Source organism: Pseudidiomarina salinarum, from assembly GCF_000753715.1.
Lineage (GTDB): Bacteria > Pseudomonadota > Gammaproteobacteria > Enterobacterales > Alteromonadaceae > Pseudidiomarina > Pseudidiomarina salinarum.
In genome coordinates, this window is sequence record NZ_JPER01000002.1 from 21272 (window position 1) to 38197 (window position 16926).

The window sequence follows — 16926 nt, forward strand, 5'->3', positions numbered from 1 at the left end:
CGCGCCCGCGCTGCTGTTCAGAGCAATAGCAGTGCGGCGATACCCGCGGCAATAGTCGATAGCAGCACAGCCATTACCCGCCATGCCATGGCCCGATCGCCAATGAATACCACTAGCAGCCCCTTCACCAGCGTATTCACGCTGGCGGCAATAATAATGCCGTTGGTGGCCACGCTATAGGCCAGATCCTGATTGCTCATACGGGAAATCGACAAGGTAATGGCATCCACATCGCTGATTCCGGACAGCGCGGCCACTGTGTAGAGGCCCTCTTCGGCGAACCATTGCTGACCAAGCTCGGCAAGGGCCATAACCACCACCAGGAAGGCCGCAAATTTCAGCGCCGGCATGATTTCAAAAGGGTTCTGAACCTTTACCGGTTCCATTTCCTTGCCGCGATCGCTACTCAGAAACAGCCACAAGGCACCACCGTAAGTAACTACCATCATAATCATCAACGGCCATACCACATCCATGACCAGGCCAGGGTTAATAACCAGCACCTCGACCAGGATGCGCGGAAACATAGTTCCGGAGGCCAGAATAACGCCTACCGCCAGCACCGCGTTGGCGCTGCCGCGACTGTCCCGGCTCATTTTAGACAAACTCAGTGTTACTGCCGTAGATGAAGCCAGGCCGCCGAACAGGCCTGTTATGGTGACGCCACGGCTGGTACCGGCAATTTTGACCGCAAAATAGCCAACAAAGGAGATACCGGCGATAAGGACCACCATCAGCCAGATTTCGTACGGGTTGAAGATATCCAGTGGGCCATAAGTCTGATTCGGCAACACCGGCAGCAACACCACGGAAATCAGCAGCATCTTAAAGATGGCATGGAGTTCTTTCTGCTCAAGTTTCTCTACCCAGTCGTGCAGGACAGGCTTGAGCCCCAGCAAGGTTGCCGTTACCACAGCAACGGCGGCGGCGATGGCCAGAAAACCCAGGGCAGCAACAGCACCCAGCGCAAAAGTTAACAACGCAGCAACGGAGGTGGTACTGCCGTAGTCCTCGGTTTTACGCGCTTCAAGCAGATGCGCAGCCACCACCAGCATGCTGAAACCGAGAAAGGTTGCCGCCAGAATCAGATGACTTCCGAGTTTATCTGACAACAATCCGCTGAGGGCGCCTAGTAAGCTGATAATCCCGAACGTGCGCAGTCCGGCAAAACGCTGCCCTTCTTTTCGTCCACGCTGGTGCCAGCCGCGCTCAATGCCAATCAGCAGCCCCAATGCCAGGGCCACTGCGAGCCGTTCAAACAGTTCCACCGCAACTCCTTATTATTGACTAAAGCGACAGCTCTTTGCGGATATCGTCATAAATGCGCTGATCACTTTCGGTATGCAGCACAAAACGTATAAGCACCACATTATCGAGTTCGGATCGGGTGCGCTTAATGGTATGCATGGCCACCCGCGCGGCGGCTTCAACCGGATAGCCAAAGGTGCCGGTAGAAATTGACGGAAAAGCAATTTTGCCGATACCTTTTTCATCAGCCAGTTTCAGCGCTTCGCGATAGCACGAAGCTAATAAGCTATCCGACGGCTCATCGTCATCGTATACCGGCCCAAGGCAGTGTATAACATAATCATTAGGTAAATCATAAGCTTCTGTTATCACTGCATCGCCAGGCTCTATTGGCGCATGACGCTGACTTTCTTGCTCAAGCCCGGGCCCGGCTGCGGCATGAAGCGCGCCCGCCACGCCACCGCCAGAGCGCAACTGTGCATTGGCCGAATTGACCACCGCATCCATATCGGGTTGATCAGCAATGTCTCCCCGCACGCACTCAACCTTCACATTTGATAGCTCTTGTTGCAGCATCAGCGTTGCCCTCCTCTGCGCTTTTTCGGTGATCTGATAGATTAAATCATAGTATAAGACAGGTAGTTATGCCGAAACCAGCGGCCAGTTAAAGTTGCTTTTTCTGGGGTTGGCTGCCAGTTTTAGTTATATCAGCTTCTTTTTTTTCAGGTGAAGGACCATAAGGGTATGAGACAACAGCGGATTCCTCTCTGGGTAAAAATCGCCTATACCCTGATGGTTTTAGTCATTCTCCCGGTGTACTGGCATACCCTTGGGGTGACCAACTTTTTGTGGTTCTCGGATATCGCATTAATTCTGATGGTACCGGCGCTATGGTGGGAGAACCGCCTGCTTGCCAGTACTATGGCGGTGGCCGTATTGCTGATCGAGTTACACTGGGTAGCTGACTTTGTTTCCGGGGCGAATCTGACGCAGGTGGCACTCTACATGTTTACCGATAAAGAGCCTTGGTACATCAAATTGCTGTCAGGCACCTTTCATCTGGCGTTGCCGCCGGTACTTATTCTGATGCTGGTAAAATACGGTTATGACAAACGCGCCTACCCGCTACAGATAGCAATCGCAGTGGTGGTCATCCCCTTCACTTATCTGGTGACTGAACCGGAAAATAATATCAACTGGGTGTACGGCATTGCTGAGCAGCGTACTGATTTGCCGGCGCTGCTCTATCTAAGCCTGTTACTGGCCGGGTTTATTCTGGTGGTCTATACGCCTTCGCATTTTATTTTCAAGCGGCTGTTCCCGCCGCGCTAGCTACTGCTGCTTCAGCAGTTCACCCACGCGTTCACGCAACCTGGGGATCAGTTCCGCCTCAAACCAGGGGTTGCGGCGCAGCCACATATTATTGCGGGGCGAGGGATGGGGTAGCGGAACCACCTCCGGCCATAATGCCTCCCAGTCTTTCACATGTTCAGTTACTGTCTTGCGTTTATCCAGATGCCAGTCATGCGCATATTTGCCAATCACCAGTGTCAGCTCCAGGTTGGGTAGCTCTGCCAGTAAAGGTTTACGCCAGGCTGGCGCGCATTCAGGCCGCGGCGGCATATCCCCCGCCTTACCAGTGCCCGGATAACAGAAACCCATGGGGATAATTGCCATCTGCTGAGGATCGTAAAAGGTCGCCGGCGTGACCCCCAGCCAGTCACGCAGGCGCTCGCCGGACGCATCATCAAAAGGCCGGCCTGAGGCGTGCACTTTGCGCCCGGGGGCCTGAGCAGCAATTAAGATCCGCGCATCGGGATGCATCTGCACCACGGGCCGGGGCCCCAGGGGCAACTCTGCCTGACAGATTGTGCAGGCGCGTACTTGCTCTAGTAAGCGTTCCCAGGACTCCACATAGCCTCCATTTGAATCTGTAATACCTACCACTAAGCCTAACCAAAGTCGCTCAGATCGCAACTAACGCCAGTCATCTGGTCACTGAATTGCCATCAGGATCGAGACATTTTATACTGACTTTTTGCTGAGCCGAGCCGGACTGCCAGGATTCAATGCCAAAATCACTAAAAACGATCGCTGTGGTGCTACTGATTCTGATTGGCTGTGCCATCTTCTGGCAGTGGTTGTCCGCGCAGGGGACCCTGACTCCTGAGCGGGTCGCGCAGATCATCGAGACCACCATGGAATGGCGTCGTGCCTGGTGGATGTTGCCCGCCGTCATTGTCACTTATGTTATTGCGCTACTGCTGGTGTTTCCGCTTACGGTACTGGTGGTGGCCACCGGACTGCTGCTGGGCCCGGTATGGGGGTTCTTCTACGCTGTGGCCGGAAGCCTGGCTTCAGCCGCGGTCTCCTATTGGATCGGCCACTGGCTGGGACGTGAAGCCTTGCTGAATTACGGCGGTGCGCGGCTGAATAAGATTGCCCGTCATCTCGCTGAGCGGGGTGTGCGCACCATGTTTGTCATCAGCCTGTTGCCGCTGGCGCCTTTTACCCTCACGAATATGCTGGCCGGCGCTTTCCACCTGCGCTTCCGCCATTACTTCCTGGGCTCTGTACTGGGCCTGGTGCCGGGCTTGGCAGTGGTTACCTTAATGGGCAGCCAACTCGGCGCACTGGTTACCGCAGCCGATCGCGACGACATTCTCTGGTCGTTGGCAGGATTGGCCGCCGGTATCGGAGCGCTGCTGCTGTTAAGGCACCTGGCTAATATCCGCCAGCGCCAAAACGATCCTGAGGTCGATTAATCCTGCGCAGCTTCTGCCAGCAGATAGGCGTAAAATTCATGGATCTCGCGCGCGAACTCCGCGACATCGTAATCTGCGGCAAAGCTGCGGGCTTCACCGCTCATACGTGCTCGCAGGCCATCATCTTCCAGTAATTCACGTACCGCGGTACTCCATTCGCGGCGCCGGCATGGCGTTTTGTAACCGTTCACCTGATGCTTGATCACATCATCAATGCCGCTGGAACGCACCGCTACCACCGGCAGACCGGCTGACATTGCTTCGAGAATAACCATACCCTGGGTTTCAGATTTCGAAGCAAACACAAAAATATCACCTAACTGGTAGTAAACGGCGATCTCCTCCGGCGGCACCGGGCCTACCAACACCACTTCGTTATGTAAATCGAGCTGGCGGATCTTGCGTTTTAAACGTTCCCGCTCGGGCCCATCGCCAATCAGTAACAGCTTGAACGGCCGCAGCGATTTCGCCTTCACCCGTACCAGCGCCTCGAGCATAAAATCGATATTCTTTTCACTGCCCAGGCGCGATACGCTGATCAGCACCTGTTCATCCTGCAGCTGATATTTTTCCTTTAACTCAGCTAAGCGCTGGTTATCCAGTTGCTGAAAGCGCTGAAACTCGATCCCGGTCGGACACACCAGTATCGGCGTTTTCACACCGATGATTCGCAGATATTCTTCCGCCGAATAGGTCGGCACCACCACGCCATTACACTTGTTCGCGAAACGTTTCACCAGATAGTGTGAAATCAGGTTGCGGAAAATAAGGCCGGGCAAGGGCACGTAATGGGCGTAATGTTCCAGCCTGGTGTGATAGGTATATACCACTGGGATCCGCCGCCGCCGACCCAGCCAGAGTCCCAGCGAGCCAATCCAGAACGGATGATGAACATGAATAACATCCGGCTTAAATTCCTTCAGGCGCCGTCCAAACCGGGGTAAGAAGATATTCGCCAGCGGGAAGTTTCCGTGGTTGCCAAAAGTGTAAAGGCGAGGCAGACGGACAATACCTGGTTCATCTTCGGATCCATTCGTCTCACTTTGCGGATAGTGCGGAACAAAAGTTAATACCTTATCGCCAAGATGCTGCAAGCCACGCCGCAGGCGCTCAACCGATACCGAAACGCCGGATACAAACGGAAAGTAATTATTGGTAAACATCCCTACTTTGAGTGAGCGGTTCATAAATGGCGCCGGGTCAATATCAAAGTCGCGGTAGTAGTCTTTATCTTCAATCAGCAACCGGTGCAGCTTCATCGCAACAACCACCAGCAAACTGACAATTAACAGGAAGCGCAGAAAGCTCACATAAAAGAAGGAATAAATAGTGGACCAGATGCTTTCGAGGGTTTTCAGCCAGCCTTCCGCTGCCGGGTCAACGCGCTGCGGCTCAATCATTACCCCCTTATCGGTCACGGTCACTTCCAGGTAATGATGAAAGCTGTTCTCGCTGTCAACGATAAGGCCCCCGGCACCGCCAGTGGTCACGTAGTCAACGCCGTTAATCGCTTGCCGGGCAAAAAGTGTCAGGTTCGCTGAAAACACCACATCCACGCCCTGACGGGTAAAGAGTTCCCGCAGCCGCTGACGGGCTTGCGCATCAGCAAAATAATTTTTTTCTTCAAACAAGGGCGTATCGGCCAGCGGCTCGTGAACAGGTAGTCCGATAAAAACCAGTTTATGGCGGGCGGTTGAGGCGTTCAGTTCGCGCTCCAGCCAGCTCATCTGCCACGACAGCGAGGTCTTTCCCGTGCCATCCAGAAACAAAAAGTGGCTGTTACCGGCCACAAATGAAAAGAAATGCGGCCCGAAATACTGATAAAACCGGAAATCACCGAAGTCACTGCCCTCCTGCTCGCCAAAAGTAAGCAGGTAAGGCATTTTCAGATGCTCAAAAACTTCATAGATCGCCCGGTAGTTTTCTTCATCCCCCGAACTCACTGCGTTGCCTGCTGATACCAGGAAGGCAAAATCACCGCTGTGCAGCTGCGGGATCATTTCATCCTGAAACACCTGCACCGAATTTTTAATATTACCGACGACAGCAAATTTATACTCGCTTTGGCCGGCAAGATTTGCGGTAATGTTTTCGACCTGCTCGGTGTGCAGGTCGGAAAAATCGGCTTCAGACAGATGCAGATAGCCCTGATGGGTAATCAGCGCGGCGATCAGCAGCAGGTTAACGTAATAAAACGTGCGTAAGCGGTTCATCTATAATCCGGGTTCGGGTGATCGAAGCGGCAGCCATCATCCCATTTTGTTCGCTGATTACCATGGGCGGGAATGCCACCGGCATCCCGCAGCAACCTTGCCATGTGCATAAGATTCCAGGCCATAAAGGTGGCGTTGCGCTGGGTGAAATCGTTTTCCTGCCCGCCGGAATCCTCATCGGCATAGGATAAGCCAGGCCCCGCTTCGCCAATCCAGCCCGCGTCGGCCTGGGGCGGAATGGTATAGCCGAGGTGTTGCAAGGCGTAACATATAGTCATCGCGCAGTGCTTGATACCATCTTCATTGCCGGTAATGATGCAACCACCGGTGCGGCCATAATAGATCGACTGGTCCTGCTGATTCAGCTTGCCAGATTCGGCATACAAGCGCTCAATCAAACGCCTGCAGACGGAGCTTTCCTCGCCCAACCAGATCGGGGTACCAATCACCAGAATATCCGCAGCCATGACTTTCTTACATAAATCGGGCCAGTCGTCGCGGTCGAAACCGTGCCCGGTCATGTCCGGATAAACACCGGGCGGCAGCACATAATCTACCGGCCGGAGTAGTTCAGTTTTTACACCGTTGGCTTCCATGATTGCTTTAGGCACTTCAATCAGGTGCTCGGTATGTGACAGGGTGCCCGTCGGTTTCAGGGTACAGTTCAGAAACAGGGCCGACAGTCCGGAAAAATCATAGTTGTGACTATTACAAAGCTCCTGCTGTGTCTTACTTAAAGACATACCCTGCTCTCCCTAACGTGCGTCATCATGTGTGTCATCAAACTGGCCGTGCTGCAGAAAATGCAGCGCCTGATAAATGGTTTCGTCATCAAACATCATCAGCGCATGGGTGGCGCTGACCTTAATATAGTCATCCATCCCTTCAAGCGGAGTTTGATCAACGCCCACTACGCCATCATCGTTGCCTGGTATCAACCACGAAAACAGCGGGTTAATCGAGGTGGTTCCGGCGATAATACCAACCTCCAGTTCAGTTGGCCCAAGCTGATTGGGTAACGAGTCAGCACTAGTTCCTAGTTGCGCCCCCGCGGGGCCACCGAGCCATTTAAATAGCGCCGAACCTTTTAGCTTATCCACCACGGGGGTGCCCTGGTTGGGGGGCGCCAGCATTACCACCCGCCCGAACGAAAAAGGCGGATCCATGGCTTCGAGCTGACGTACCAGAATGCCGCCAACTGAGTGCGTAATAAAGTCGACCTTGGTTTCAGTGATGCCAATACAAGCGGTTATAGCTGGCAGCACATGTTCGCTGGCAAGCGCTTCAACAGGATATTCGCGGGCCGGATAGTCAATATTGCAGACCTGATAACCGGCATTTTCAGCGGCTTCGGCCAGGTTCTCCATCGCCGCGGCGGACCGCACTAAACCATGCAGCAATACCAGATGTTGCGCCTGCGCGCCCATCGCCGGCGTCGCGACGAGCGGGCCGAGCATCAGAGTAACTGTAAAAACAATCAGATAGCGTTTTTTCATCTGCGTTTAGTTTAGTCCATCCAACCGGTCAGAACCAAGCACTTCGCTTTTTCAGCCATAACCAGCTTAATTGCATCAGCAGCAGGGTCCATAAATTGGCTACCACATCATCAAGCACAACCCCGGCACCACCGCTTATCCGCTCTGCTGAAGCTGCCGGCGGCAGTTTCAGCCAGTCTAATGTTCTGCTCAGCACAAAAGCACTTACCAGCAAACCGGGGTGACGCCGGATCGGCAGCGCCAGCACCGCGACGGGGAAGGTCAGCAGTTCGTCCGCCACAATCCGCGAATCATCGCCCTTGTATTTGCGCACGCCGACCTCACAAACTAACAGCGCAAAAACCACCAGTGCCACCGTGGCGACGAGTTGCATCCGCCGCCGCAGCGGTGTTAATGCCAGCGCAATAAATACCCCGCCGAGGGCGGCGATACTGCCGGATAACAGAGCGATGTCGCCGATCCCAAGCCCGATAGCCAGGGCTGCCAGCACCGGTTCAATAAAATTCACCATTGCGATTCATCCTTTCCCATGCCGCTCAGAACTCAGACTAGTGTAGAACAATACAGCTAGCCACGCGGCTGTCGAATAACGGAAGGCCGACTATACTTACAGCAGCAAAGCGATTCTGATAACGCAAGGAGATCGATCTGATGGCGAAACAAGCGACTTTATATCGTATGGAGTTTTCCGGGCATATCTGCCCGTTCGGGCTTAAAGCAAAGGATTTGCTGCAGCGTAAAGGCTACGAGGTGGAGGATCATACCTTTGACTCACGGGAAGAAACCGAAGCCTTTCAGGAAAAGCACAATGTCGACACAACCCCGCAGGTGTTTATTGATGGTGAACGTATTGGCGGCTATGACGAGCTCCGCGAGTATTTCGGAATGTCCAAAGAAGAACGGGAAGGCACCACTTATGTGCCGGTTATTGCGATTTTCGGCGTTGCGCTGCTCACGGCGCTTGCCATCAACTGGGCTCGCTCACAAACAATTATTTCAACGGATACACTGTTCACTTTTATCGCGGTGAGTATGATCGTGCTGGCCATTCAGAAGCTGCAGGACTTACCGTCCTTTACCAATCAGTTCATAACCTATGACCTGCTATCAATGAAATACGTACCTTATGCCTACGTCTATCCATTCGCTGAAGCTTATGCGGGCATCGGTATGCTGGCGCATTTCCCCGGGTGGGTGGTTGGCCCGGTCGCCCTCTTTATAGGTACGGTAGGTGCTATTTCCGTTATCAAAGCCGTTTACATCGACAAGCGCGAACTAAAATGCGCCTGTGTCGGCGGCAACAGCCGCGTACCACTAGGCGCAATTTCACTGACCGAGAATGTCTTTATGATGATTGCCGGTATCTGGATGCTGTTACGCTAACACCTCATCCAGGCCACCGGTTATGGCCGCGACCTGAGCCTGAATACATTGCTCAGGCGTGGCTTTCTCGCTGTCCGGGTAAACCTCAGTGGTAGTGACATAGCGGGCATTGGTCAGGCCCATACACAGCCCCAGGTTTTTGGCCGCGTAGTTAATTACACCGTGCTGCGCCAGGGCAACACCAATCAACTTACCGTCCTCATCAGGCTCAGCAATATGCGTAACTTTTTCCACTGATTCGATAATAGCCTGCTGGAAACCAGGCTCGTTGCGATCCGCGTCAGCCACCAGGTAAAAACCATCAGGAATATTCCAGTTGGTATTCACCGTGCCTTCGCGGGCCGCCAGGGCCGGCCGGAATTCACTGTTGTCGGTATCGGTGGTTTCATGCAAATCAATATGTACCAACAGTTTCCCTTCCAGCGACTTCATATATTCCAGCAGAAAACGGCACTCCCGCGCCGGGCTGTTCTCCACAAATGAACGGTTCGGATCGATCGCCAGCGGATTCCAGCGGTTAATGGTTTCGTAGCCCCAGGGGCTGATGCACGGTGCTACTATTACATTCGCAACCCTGGCATAGTCCAGTGCTTTGGTTTCCAGAAAACGTAGCGCGCCGTGCACACCGCTGGTTTCATAACCGTGCACACCGCCGGTGACCAGTACCACGGGCTTGCTGGCATCCCAGTCGCGGCTTTTTACCAGGTATAGCGGGTAGGTATTGGCCTGGTAGGGCAAAGTACCATAGCGCTCAACATCAAAATCCTGCTCCAGGGTGTCAATTTTATCCACCACATCGTCAAAATAAGAGCGCTTAACCGTCTGTTGCGCCAGCCATTCGGCTTTTTCTTCTGATCCCCAGGGTTTGCCCGGAGTACCGATTTCATATGCTTTTCTTGAGGTCATAATACGCACCTTACTGCTTGCTAAATTGGATGATAGATCGATAGTACCAGACTAGCTGGTCGCCAGACAGGCCCGCAGATGCTGCTGCCAGAACTCCGGCGGCTGCTCCATAGTGCGCCGACCGACACTGATCTCACACACGCTGCGGCCATTTTCAGTAGCCCGCGGTAGCGGCAGAACAACAATGCCGTGCTGCTGCGCATAACCCGTTGCCGCCTGGATCACCACCTGCGGATCGCGATCAATGTGCAGATGGAACATCGCCGCCTGAGGCGCCTCAGGGTTCACCTGCACATCAGCCACATTACCGAGCAAGGGCCCCAGGTGCCGGGCATAAGCGACGGCTTCATCAATGCTCGGCAGATTATCAGCAAGCCCCTGCTCTGCCGCCAGAATATAAGGATAAAAAGCGATCAGATTACCGCCGGCGCGGCGATTCCAGATGCGGGCCTCATCAATAAAGTCGGCCTCGCCAGCCAACACAGCGCCAGCGATGCCCCCGATGTCCTTGTACAAGCTCACATATACTGAGTCGGCAAGCCCCGCGATTTCAGCCAGGCTCCGCTGATAGTAAGCGGGGCAATGCCATAGCCGCGCGCCATCAATGTGCACCGCAATATTATGCTGCCGCGCCCAGTTTACCTGCGCTTGTAAGTCACCCCAGGCCGGCAGCTGACCGCCGATTTCGCGCATCGGTAGTTCCAGCACCACGGCGGCAAGATCCTCCTGGGGCTGCTGCTGCAAATCGTCACAGGTCAATACCTGCTGCTTATTGCCGATTAACCGGCCCTCGAGGCCCCATAATTGCTGGTAGCCATTTTGCTCATGCAAGACCATATGCGAGGTCGGATGCAAACCAATAACCTGCTTATCCCGGTTGTTGGCATGAATCTTCAGTGCCATTGGTTGCGCCAGGGTACCGCTGGGCAAAAATAGCGCCGCGGGCTTGCCGAGCATGGCCGCCATCCTGGCTTCAAAGTCTTCAATCAACGCCCCACTGCCATAGTAGTCAGGGCCATCCCCAGCTTCTGCCCGATCAGCCAGCCGCCGCAGGGTCGTCGCCATCGATTCTGGCGGATGACGTAAAATAGAGTAGCGTGCGTGGCGCGCTGCTTCCTGATAAGCCTGGCGGATCGGATCTGTCATAGTTGCGCCACCGGTCTGGTGCGTTTCCAGTGAATCAGAATGGGCACCCAGAGCACCACGCAAGCGGCGATCAAGAGCAACTTATCGGTAACGGGTACATCCCTTGCCAGACTGTTGAATACCAGAATATTGACGACCAGATGAAAGGCCGCGGTAACCGCCACAGCGTGGGTCTCATCAGCCAGTTTCCCCAGCAGGAAGCTACCCCCGATAAGTACCGCTAACGCCATTAGCTGATTGGCCCAGGTGGCTCCTTCGGCTAAAAAGCCTAAATGCCACAGATACCAGAGCACCCCCACCAGCACATAGCGTCGTACCGGTGACCAGCTTTGCAGGGCATTTTGCAAAAATCCACGCCAGCCAGCTTCCTCAAACAGGCAATAAATAATGGTGCCTGAGCCAAGCGCCAATCCGAACCAATGCGGCGAAATACCCGCGGCATTGGGTACGCCAATCAAGGTAAAAACGACCGGGGCGGTGAGCAGCATCAGCAGCGCATGGACTGTCGAGCCGCCGGTAAAGGTAACCGGTTGCCAGTATTGGCGTAGACCCACAGTCACAACCAATACCGCGATTATCGGGCCGCTGCCTTCCAGCAAGGCGCGCAGTACCGGCACCCCGAACAGGTGGGCGTCCATGATGGGCCAGTCCGCCAACCCAAAGCGAAACGGCGACGAGATAAGTATCGCCAGCAGCATGAAAGTCACGATGCGAAACCACGGAACGGATGTAGTCACGGGATACCTGAGCCTTGTGTGAAAAAATGAGTTTCTGTTATAACGCACCTGTCATGGGCGCTCAACAGGAAAAAAACAGCTACACTGGTAATAAGTTCAAATAATACAGAAGCTTTTATTATGAAAAATCTGTCTTTGGTAGCCCTGTTTACGATCATTCTGACCACTTCGGTGCCGGGTATGGCCGTGGCTCAGGAAGCCGATAACGCCGAGCCGCAAATCCAGGTGGTGGACGCGCCTGAAGATGAAGCGATCGCCGCCCGCATCCGGAATATCCTGGCCGCCATTGGCGAGCTTGAAACCGTCAGCATCACGGTCGAATCAGGCGTTGTCACGCTAAGTGGTGAAGTCGCAAACCTGAACGAAGCGCGGTCGCTGGTTGCTATTGCCGAGCGTACTGAGGGGGTCGTGCATGTCCGCAACAATCTGACCGAGCGACTTGAAGTTGGCGCCCGGCTGCAACCGCTGACCCAGAAGTTTCAGGAACTGGGAAATACCACCCTGCAGTTGCTGCCACTCTTGCTCATTGCGCTGGCCGTGGTGGTGCTATTCTGGTTTATCGGTGGCTGGGCCAGTAATCGATCCGGCTGGCTGCAACGCATGGGTATGTCTGAGCTGGCTTCACTGCTGGGCCGGCGGGTTATCCGCCTGGCGATTACCATTATCGGCTTAATCATTGCGCTGGAAATCCTTAACGCTACCGCCCTGTTCAGCGCGGTGCTGGGCGTGGCCGGGGTGTTTGGTATCGCCGTCGGCTTTGCCTTTCGAAATATCGTCGAAAATTATCTGGCGGGGATCTTATTGAGTGCCCGCAACCCATTTGCCATTGGTGATGTCATCGAGATCGGTGAATTCACCGGCAGTGTGGTCCGCCTGACCTCCCGCGATACCGTGCTGATGACCCTGGACGGCAATCACCTGCGCATCCCGAATAGCGTGATTATCACCTCTTCGATGACAAATTTTTCGCTTAACCCATTGCGCCGTTTTGATTTTAATGTCGATATTACGCCGGATACAGATTTGTCTGACGCCCGCCAGCTGGCCAGACAGACCCTGACACAAATGAAAGGAATTCTGAGCGACCCGGGGCCTCAGTGTCTGATCCATGAACTTGGCGCCAGCACCGTTATTTTGCGCGTGCTCGGCTGGGTAGACCAGCGCGAAACTGATGTATTAAAGGCGCGTAGCGAGGCCATTCGCTTAACTAAACAAGCCTTTGATGACGCTGCCATTGAAATGCCGGAGCCAACTTACCGATTGCTCTTTGAGTCCGGCCTGCCCGAGTTACCGGCCGTCACGGAGGTGCCGGAGGAGCCCGGTGCGCAGGCACGATCAGGTCCCGAAGAGCCAGCTGCCGGTGAGATCGATGTCAGCGCCGATCACACTATCGATAAACAGGTAGCCGAAGAACTACGCAGTTCTGATGAACAGAACTTACTAAAAAAATAGCGATTCACCGGAATCATCTTTTATGAACAACTTTTTCCCGGCTGTGCTGCGATTAATCGCGAAATTAGTGATTCTGGCTATCGCGGTAATTGCGGTGGCCGTTATTGTTTTCTGGACCCCGGGCAAGCCCGCTGATGAACTTGCAGAGCGATGGGCTACCCCGCCTTCCCTGTTCATGGACCTGCATGGCATGCAGGTACATATTCGTGACGAGGGGCCGCGCAATGATCCTGAACCCGTGATTCTGTTACACGGAACCTCCGCCAGCTTGCATACCTGGGAGGGCTGGGCCGAACACCTGGCACAACACCGCCGGGTAATCCGCATGGACCTGCCGGGCTTTGGCTTAACCGGCCCGCATCCACGCGAGGATTACCACATCACGGCCTATTCCGAATTTGTCATTGCGCTGGCCGATAGCCTTCAGATTGATAAATTTGTGCTCGCCGGCAATTCGCTGGGCGGACGCATCGCCTGGACCACCGCCGCGGTCGCTCCGGAGCGGGTTACCCGGCTTATCTTAGTCGATCCCAGTGGCGGTTATCCGCTGCCGCCAAAGTCGATGCCGCTGGCATTCCACGTAGCGCAATTACCTGTGCTGGGTCAGCTTATGGACTATATGTTGCCGCGATTTATGGTGCGCAACAGTCTGGAGAATGTTTACGCGAACCCTGATTTAGTCACCGACGAGCTGGTTGACCTTTATTACGATATGGCCCGGCGTGAGGGTAACCGGCAGGCATTACGCCAGCGTTTTCAGCAGGATGATAACGGTCACGAGCAGGCCATTATCCGGTCATTAGAGCAGCCCACCCTTATTCTGTGGGGCGCACAGGATCGCCTGATCCCTGTGGCTAACGGCTATGAATACGCCAGGGATGTCCGCAATAGCGAACTGGTGGTGTTTCCGGATCTTGGCCATATTCCGCAGGAAGAAGATCCAGACCAGTCATTGCAACCGGTACTTAACTTTCTGGGGCTCGCGGAGCAACGTTAAGACTCCTCTTCAGCGGGCTTTTCCTGCTCCAGTAGTTCATGCAATTGCTCGCGGCGTCCGGTCAGCGCATAGCTGTGCTGACGGATGCTTGCCCAGGGATCCTCCTTTTGCGCCAGCCGCCGTGGCAGGTTCTTAATAGTCCAGTCTCTGGGCGATGCGCCATCCTCGATTTCCTGCCAGTCTATTGGCGTCGCCACGGGCGCTTCCTCCCGGGCGCGGACGGCGTAAGGCGCCACAGCAGTGGCACCATAAGCGTTACGCAACATGTCCAGGAACACCCGGCCTTTGCGGTCACTCTTACGTTGCTCCAGGGTATATTTATCGGGTTCGCGCCGCACCAGTAAGCGCGCGGTATCTTTGGCGAATTCGCGGACAGCATCAAAATCCGCGCTACAATCCAGCGGAATAATCACGTGGAAGCCTTTTGACCCGGTGGTCTGTACCCAGCAATCAAGCTCAAGTTCCTGCATCACGTCGCGGATCGCCAGCGCTGCTGCCCGCACAGTGGAATAGTCTTTCGTATCTTCAGGCGGGTCGAGATCGTAAATCATTTTATCGGGGTGATTCAGATCATCGGTGCGGGCCAGATACAGGTGCGGTGTCAGCACCGCCTGGTTGGCGAGGTACACCAGTCCGGCCTGGGTTTTCACCACCGGCGCATTGAAACTGCCGCCCTCGCGTTTGGGAAAGTTAACTGTATCTATCCAGTCGGGGAAATAATCCGGGGTGTCTTTATTGTAGAAGCTGTCGCCGTCGATACCGTCGGGGAAGCGCTGCATACTCACGCCATAGTGCTGCATGTGCGGCACCATAGTTGATGCCACCTGCTCATAGTAATCAATGAGATCACCTTTGGTGAGGCCGGCATCGGGGAAAAACACCTTATCGCTATTGGAGATATCAATGTCATGGCCGTCTATTTTCACGGTAATTTCCTCCTCGCTTACAACTCAGGTTCGGCCGCCTGACTCTCTTCCTCTTTATGCACATCTTCAGGCTCTTTGTCGCGCCGCAGCCCTTTGTATCGTGGATGCCGCAACTGATCTTTTTTCGTCCATTCGGTAAAACCCACCTCACAGACCAGTTCAGGGGTTACAAAGTGGACGTCTTTTGTCTGTGGATCGCCCTCATCATAGGGCGAGGTGTCGCGTTCGATTTTCTGCAACCGGTCGTGCAGTTCCCGGAGCGTATCGTCGTCAAAGCCAGTGCCGACCTGCCCGGCATAAACGAATTTAGCGTCCCGGTAGAAGCCCAACAGCAAGGCACCGAAGCCAACCCGATCGCCTTCCGGCTCGGTATAGCCGCCGATAACGAATTCCTGCTCCATCACACATTTGAACTTCAGCCATTTGGGCGAGCGGCTATGCACATAGGTACCTTCGCCGTCTTTCGCGATCAGCCCTTCCCAGCCCTTGTCACAGGCCTCTTGGTAATATTCCAGCCCATCCCCTTTACGATACTCAGTAAAGCGCAAAGGATCCTGCCAGTCCAACGCCTCTTTAAGCACTTTCTTCCGCTCGGTTAGCGGACAATCGGTCACGTCATAACCATCAATGTAAAGACAATCAAAAAAGTAGAAATGGACTTTCACATCGCTCTGGCAGGCTTCGTCGCGGCTGGATACTTTCATACGCGCCTGCAGCTTCTGAAATTCACTGACGCCGTCATCATTCAGGGCCACCACCTCGCCATCCAGAATACACGGGGCTTTATGGCACTCCTTTAGCGCACGTTCCAGTTCAGGGTAACTGTCATTCAGACATTCCTGATTGCGTGACATCAGGCGCACCTTGCCGTCGCTCTCGATGTACACAATCACGCGCTCACCATCAAGCTTACGTTCGTAGAGCCAGGCATCGTCGGAGAAATGGTCATGGGTCAGTTTGGCCTGCATGGGATCCATCCACTCTGGCTGCTCTACTTCGTGCGCTTGTTCGCGAGCGTTGTCAGATAACCTGCTCAGCAGATCACTCATCGTCCGACTCCTCGTTGCCGATCTCCTTCAGGCTACGACGGCTGTCGACTGACTCTGTTTCAGTAGAAACCGGATTGCGCCGGGCATCTGCTCTCTCATCATCAATTTTGACCAGCAACCAGCGCTCATCATCGCCGCTGTCGGTATCGATCAGTGCGTAACCACCGCAGATCTTCTCACCTTCCAGCCAGATGGTGGCATGACCATCTGCAAGCTGATCGGCAACTGATTTATCGTCTTTCAAGTTTCGGTAGCTGCCGCGATCCCAGATCATTACAGTGCCGCCGCCGTATTCGTCCTCCGGAATCACGCCTTCAAAATCGGCATAGTCTAACGGGTGGTCTTCGGTGGGAACCGCCAGCCGTTTATCACTGGGATCAGTAGAGGGCCCTTTTGGCACCGCCCAGGATTTTAATACGCCATCGACTTCAATCCGGAAATCATAATGCAGACTGGACGCATCGTGCTTCTGGATCACAAAAATCGGTCGCTCATCGGCCCAGTCAAAACTGACCTCGTCGCCCGATGGCTCTGAGGTTTTATCCAGATCACGTTTATCTTTGTAATCCTCCGGTACTTTGTCATCTTCCGACATAACTACCTCTCTT

Annotated in this window: 18 protein-coding genes; 5 read left to right on the forward strand and 13 right to left on the reverse strand. The window is 54.3% G+C overall.

Annotated features, from left to right (window positions below):
* Positions 1–17: 17 nt before the first annotated feature.
* Together IDSA_RS05625 and IDSA_RS05630 are read right to left on the reverse strand one after the other, a co-directional pair.
* Complete coding sequence (locus IDSA_RS05625) at positions 18–1268, reverse strand: MgtC/SapB family protein (RefSeq protein WP_034775095.1); 1251 nt, start codon at positions 1266–1268, stop codon at positions 18–20.
* A gap of 19 nt (positions 1269–1287) precedes the next feature.
* Positions 1288–1824, reverse strand: coding sequence for a macro domain-containing protein (locus tag IDSA_RS05630; RefSeq protein WP_198024044.1), 537 nt, complete (start codon positions 1822–1824; stop codon positions 1288–1290).
* A gap of 168 nt (positions 1825–1992) precedes the next feature.
* Here IDSA_RS05630 and IDSA_RS05635 point away from each other — a divergent pair, with 168 nt between their 5' ends.
* Positions 1993–2580 (forward strand): hypothetical protein, encoded by a 588-nt coding sequence (locus IDSA_RS05635; protein ID WP_051986114.1) that lies wholly within the window; start codon positions 1993–1995, stop codon positions 2578–2580.
* Here IDSA_RS05635 and IDSA_RS05640 read toward each other — a convergent pair whose 3' ends face one another.
* Positions 2581–3162: a uracil-DNA glycosylase family protein gene (locus IDSA_RS05640; RefSeq protein WP_232221271.1), complete on the reverse strand. Its 582-nt coding sequence runs from the start codon at positions 3160–3162 to the stop codon at positions 2581–2583.
* A gap of 155 nt (positions 3163–3317) precedes the next feature.
* On the opposite strand from IDSA_RS05640, the gene IDSA_RS05645 reads away from it, so the two are divergent.
* Entirely contained in the window at positions 3318–4013 is a 696-nt protein-coding gene (locus tag IDSA_RS05645) for a TVP38/TMEM64 family protein (RefSeq protein ID WP_034775096.1), read from the forward strand.
* On the opposite strand, the gene IDSA_RS05650 is transcribed toward IDSA_RS05645, so the two are convergent.
* The 4 genes from IDSA_RS05650 to IDSA_RS11830 are packed head-to-tail and all read right to left on the reverse strand — an operon-like array spanning position 4010 to position 8233.
* Positions 4010–6226, reverse strand: a complete 2217-nt coding sequence (locus tag IDSA_RS05650; protein ID WP_034775097.1) for a glycosyltransferase — start codon at positions 6224–6226, stop codon at positions 4010–4012. The genes IDSA_RS05645 and IDSA_RS05650 overlap by 4 nt on opposite strands.
* Positions 6223–6969 (reverse strand): flavodoxin family protein, encoded by a 747-nt coding sequence (locus tag IDSA_RS05655; protein WP_034775098.1) that lies wholly within the window; start codon positions 6967–6969, stop codon positions 6223–6225. Before IDSA_RS05655 ends, IDSA_RS05650 begins: the two co-directional genes overlap by 4 nt.
* A gap of 12 nt (positions 6970–6981) precedes the next feature.
* Positions 6982–7722 (reverse strand): esterase/lipase family protein, encoded by a 741-nt coding sequence (locus tag IDSA_RS05660; protein WP_034775099.1) that lies wholly within the window; start codon positions 7720–7722, stop codon positions 6982–6984.
* 28 nt (positions 7723–7750) lie between these two features.
* Complete coding sequence (locus tag IDSA_RS11830; protein ID WP_051986115.1) at positions 7751–8233, reverse strand: phosphatidylglycerophosphatase A family protein; 483 nt, start codon at positions 8231–8233, stop codon at positions 7751–7753.
* A 140-nt stretch (positions 8234–8373) separates the two neighbouring features.
* Between IDSA_RS11830 and IDSA_RS05670 the strand changes: the two genes are divergently transcribed.
* Positions 8374–9105, forward strand: coding sequence for a MauE/DoxX family redox-associated membrane protein (locus IDSA_RS05670; protein ID WP_034775101.1), 732 nt, complete (start codon positions 8374–8376; stop codon positions 9103–9105).
* Here the strand turns inward: IDSA_RS05670 and IDSA_RS05675 are convergent.
* The 3 genes from IDSA_RS05675 to IDSA_RS05685 are packed head-to-tail and all read right to left on the reverse strand — an operon-like array spanning position 9097 to position 11894.
* Positions 9097–10011: a M14 family metallopeptidase gene (locus IDSA_RS05675; RefSeq protein ID WP_034775102.1), complete on the reverse strand. Its 915-nt coding sequence runs from the start codon at positions 10009–10011 to the stop codon at positions 9097–9099. The two genes, IDSA_RS05670 and IDSA_RS05675, sit on opposite strands and share 9 nt — an antisense overlap.
* Positions 10012–10062: 51 nt before the next feature.
* Positions 10063–11157: a threonine aldolase family protein gene (locus IDSA_RS05680; protein WP_034775103.1), complete on the reverse strand. Its 1095-nt coding sequence runs from the start codon at positions 11155–11157 to the stop codon at positions 10063–10065.
* Positions 11154–11894, reverse strand: coding sequence for a CPBP family glutamic-type intramembrane protease (locus tag IDSA_RS05685; RefSeq protein ID WP_126760549.1), 741 nt, complete (start codon positions 11892–11894; stop codon positions 11154–11156). The genes IDSA_RS05680 and IDSA_RS05685 overlap by 4 nt, the downstream gene beginning before the upstream one ends.
* A 120-nt stretch (positions 11895–12014) precedes the next feature.
* On the opposite strand from IDSA_RS05685, the gene IDSA_RS05690 reads away from it, so the two are divergent.
* Positions 12015–13346, forward strand: a complete 1332-nt coding sequence (locus tag IDSA_RS05690; RefSeq protein WP_034775105.1) for a mechanosensitive ion channel family protein — start codon at positions 12015–12017, stop codon at positions 13344–13346.
* A 22-nt stretch (positions 13347–13368) separates the two neighbouring features.
* Positions 13369–14343: an alpha/beta fold hydrolase gene (locus IDSA_RS05695; RefSeq protein WP_034775106.1), complete on the forward strand. Its 975-nt coding sequence runs from the start codon at positions 13369–13371 to the stop codon at positions 14341–14343.
* On the opposite strand, the gene ligD (IDSA_RS05700) is transcribed toward IDSA_RS05695, so the two are convergent.
* The 3 genes from ligD (IDSA_RS05700) to IDSA_RS05710 are packed head-to-tail and all read right to left on the reverse strand — an operon-like array spanning position 14340 to position 16913.
* Positions 14340–15269 (reverse strand): non-homologous end-joining DNA ligase, encoded by a 930-nt coding sequence (gene ligD / locus IDSA_RS05700; RefSeq protein ID WP_051986116.1) that lies wholly within the window; start codon positions 15267–15269, stop codon positions 14340–14342. The two genes, IDSA_RS05695 and ligD (IDSA_RS05700), sit on opposite strands and share 4 nt — an antisense overlap.
* Before the next feature lie 17 nt (positions 15270–15286).
* Complete coding sequence (gene ligD / locus IDSA_RS05705) at positions 15287–16318, reverse strand: non-homologous end-joining DNA ligase (protein ID WP_034775107.1); 1032 nt, start codon at positions 16316–16318, stop codon at positions 15287–15289.
* On the reverse strand, positions 16311–16913 hold the full coding sequence (locus tag IDSA_RS05710; RefSeq protein ID WP_034775108.1) for a DNA polymerase ligase N-terminal domain-containing protein: 603 nt from the start codon (positions 16911–16913) through the stop codon (positions 16311–16313). Before IDSA_RS05710 ends, ligD (IDSA_RS05705) begins: the two co-directional genes overlap by 8 nt.
* Positions 16914–16926: the final 13 nt, after the last annotated feature.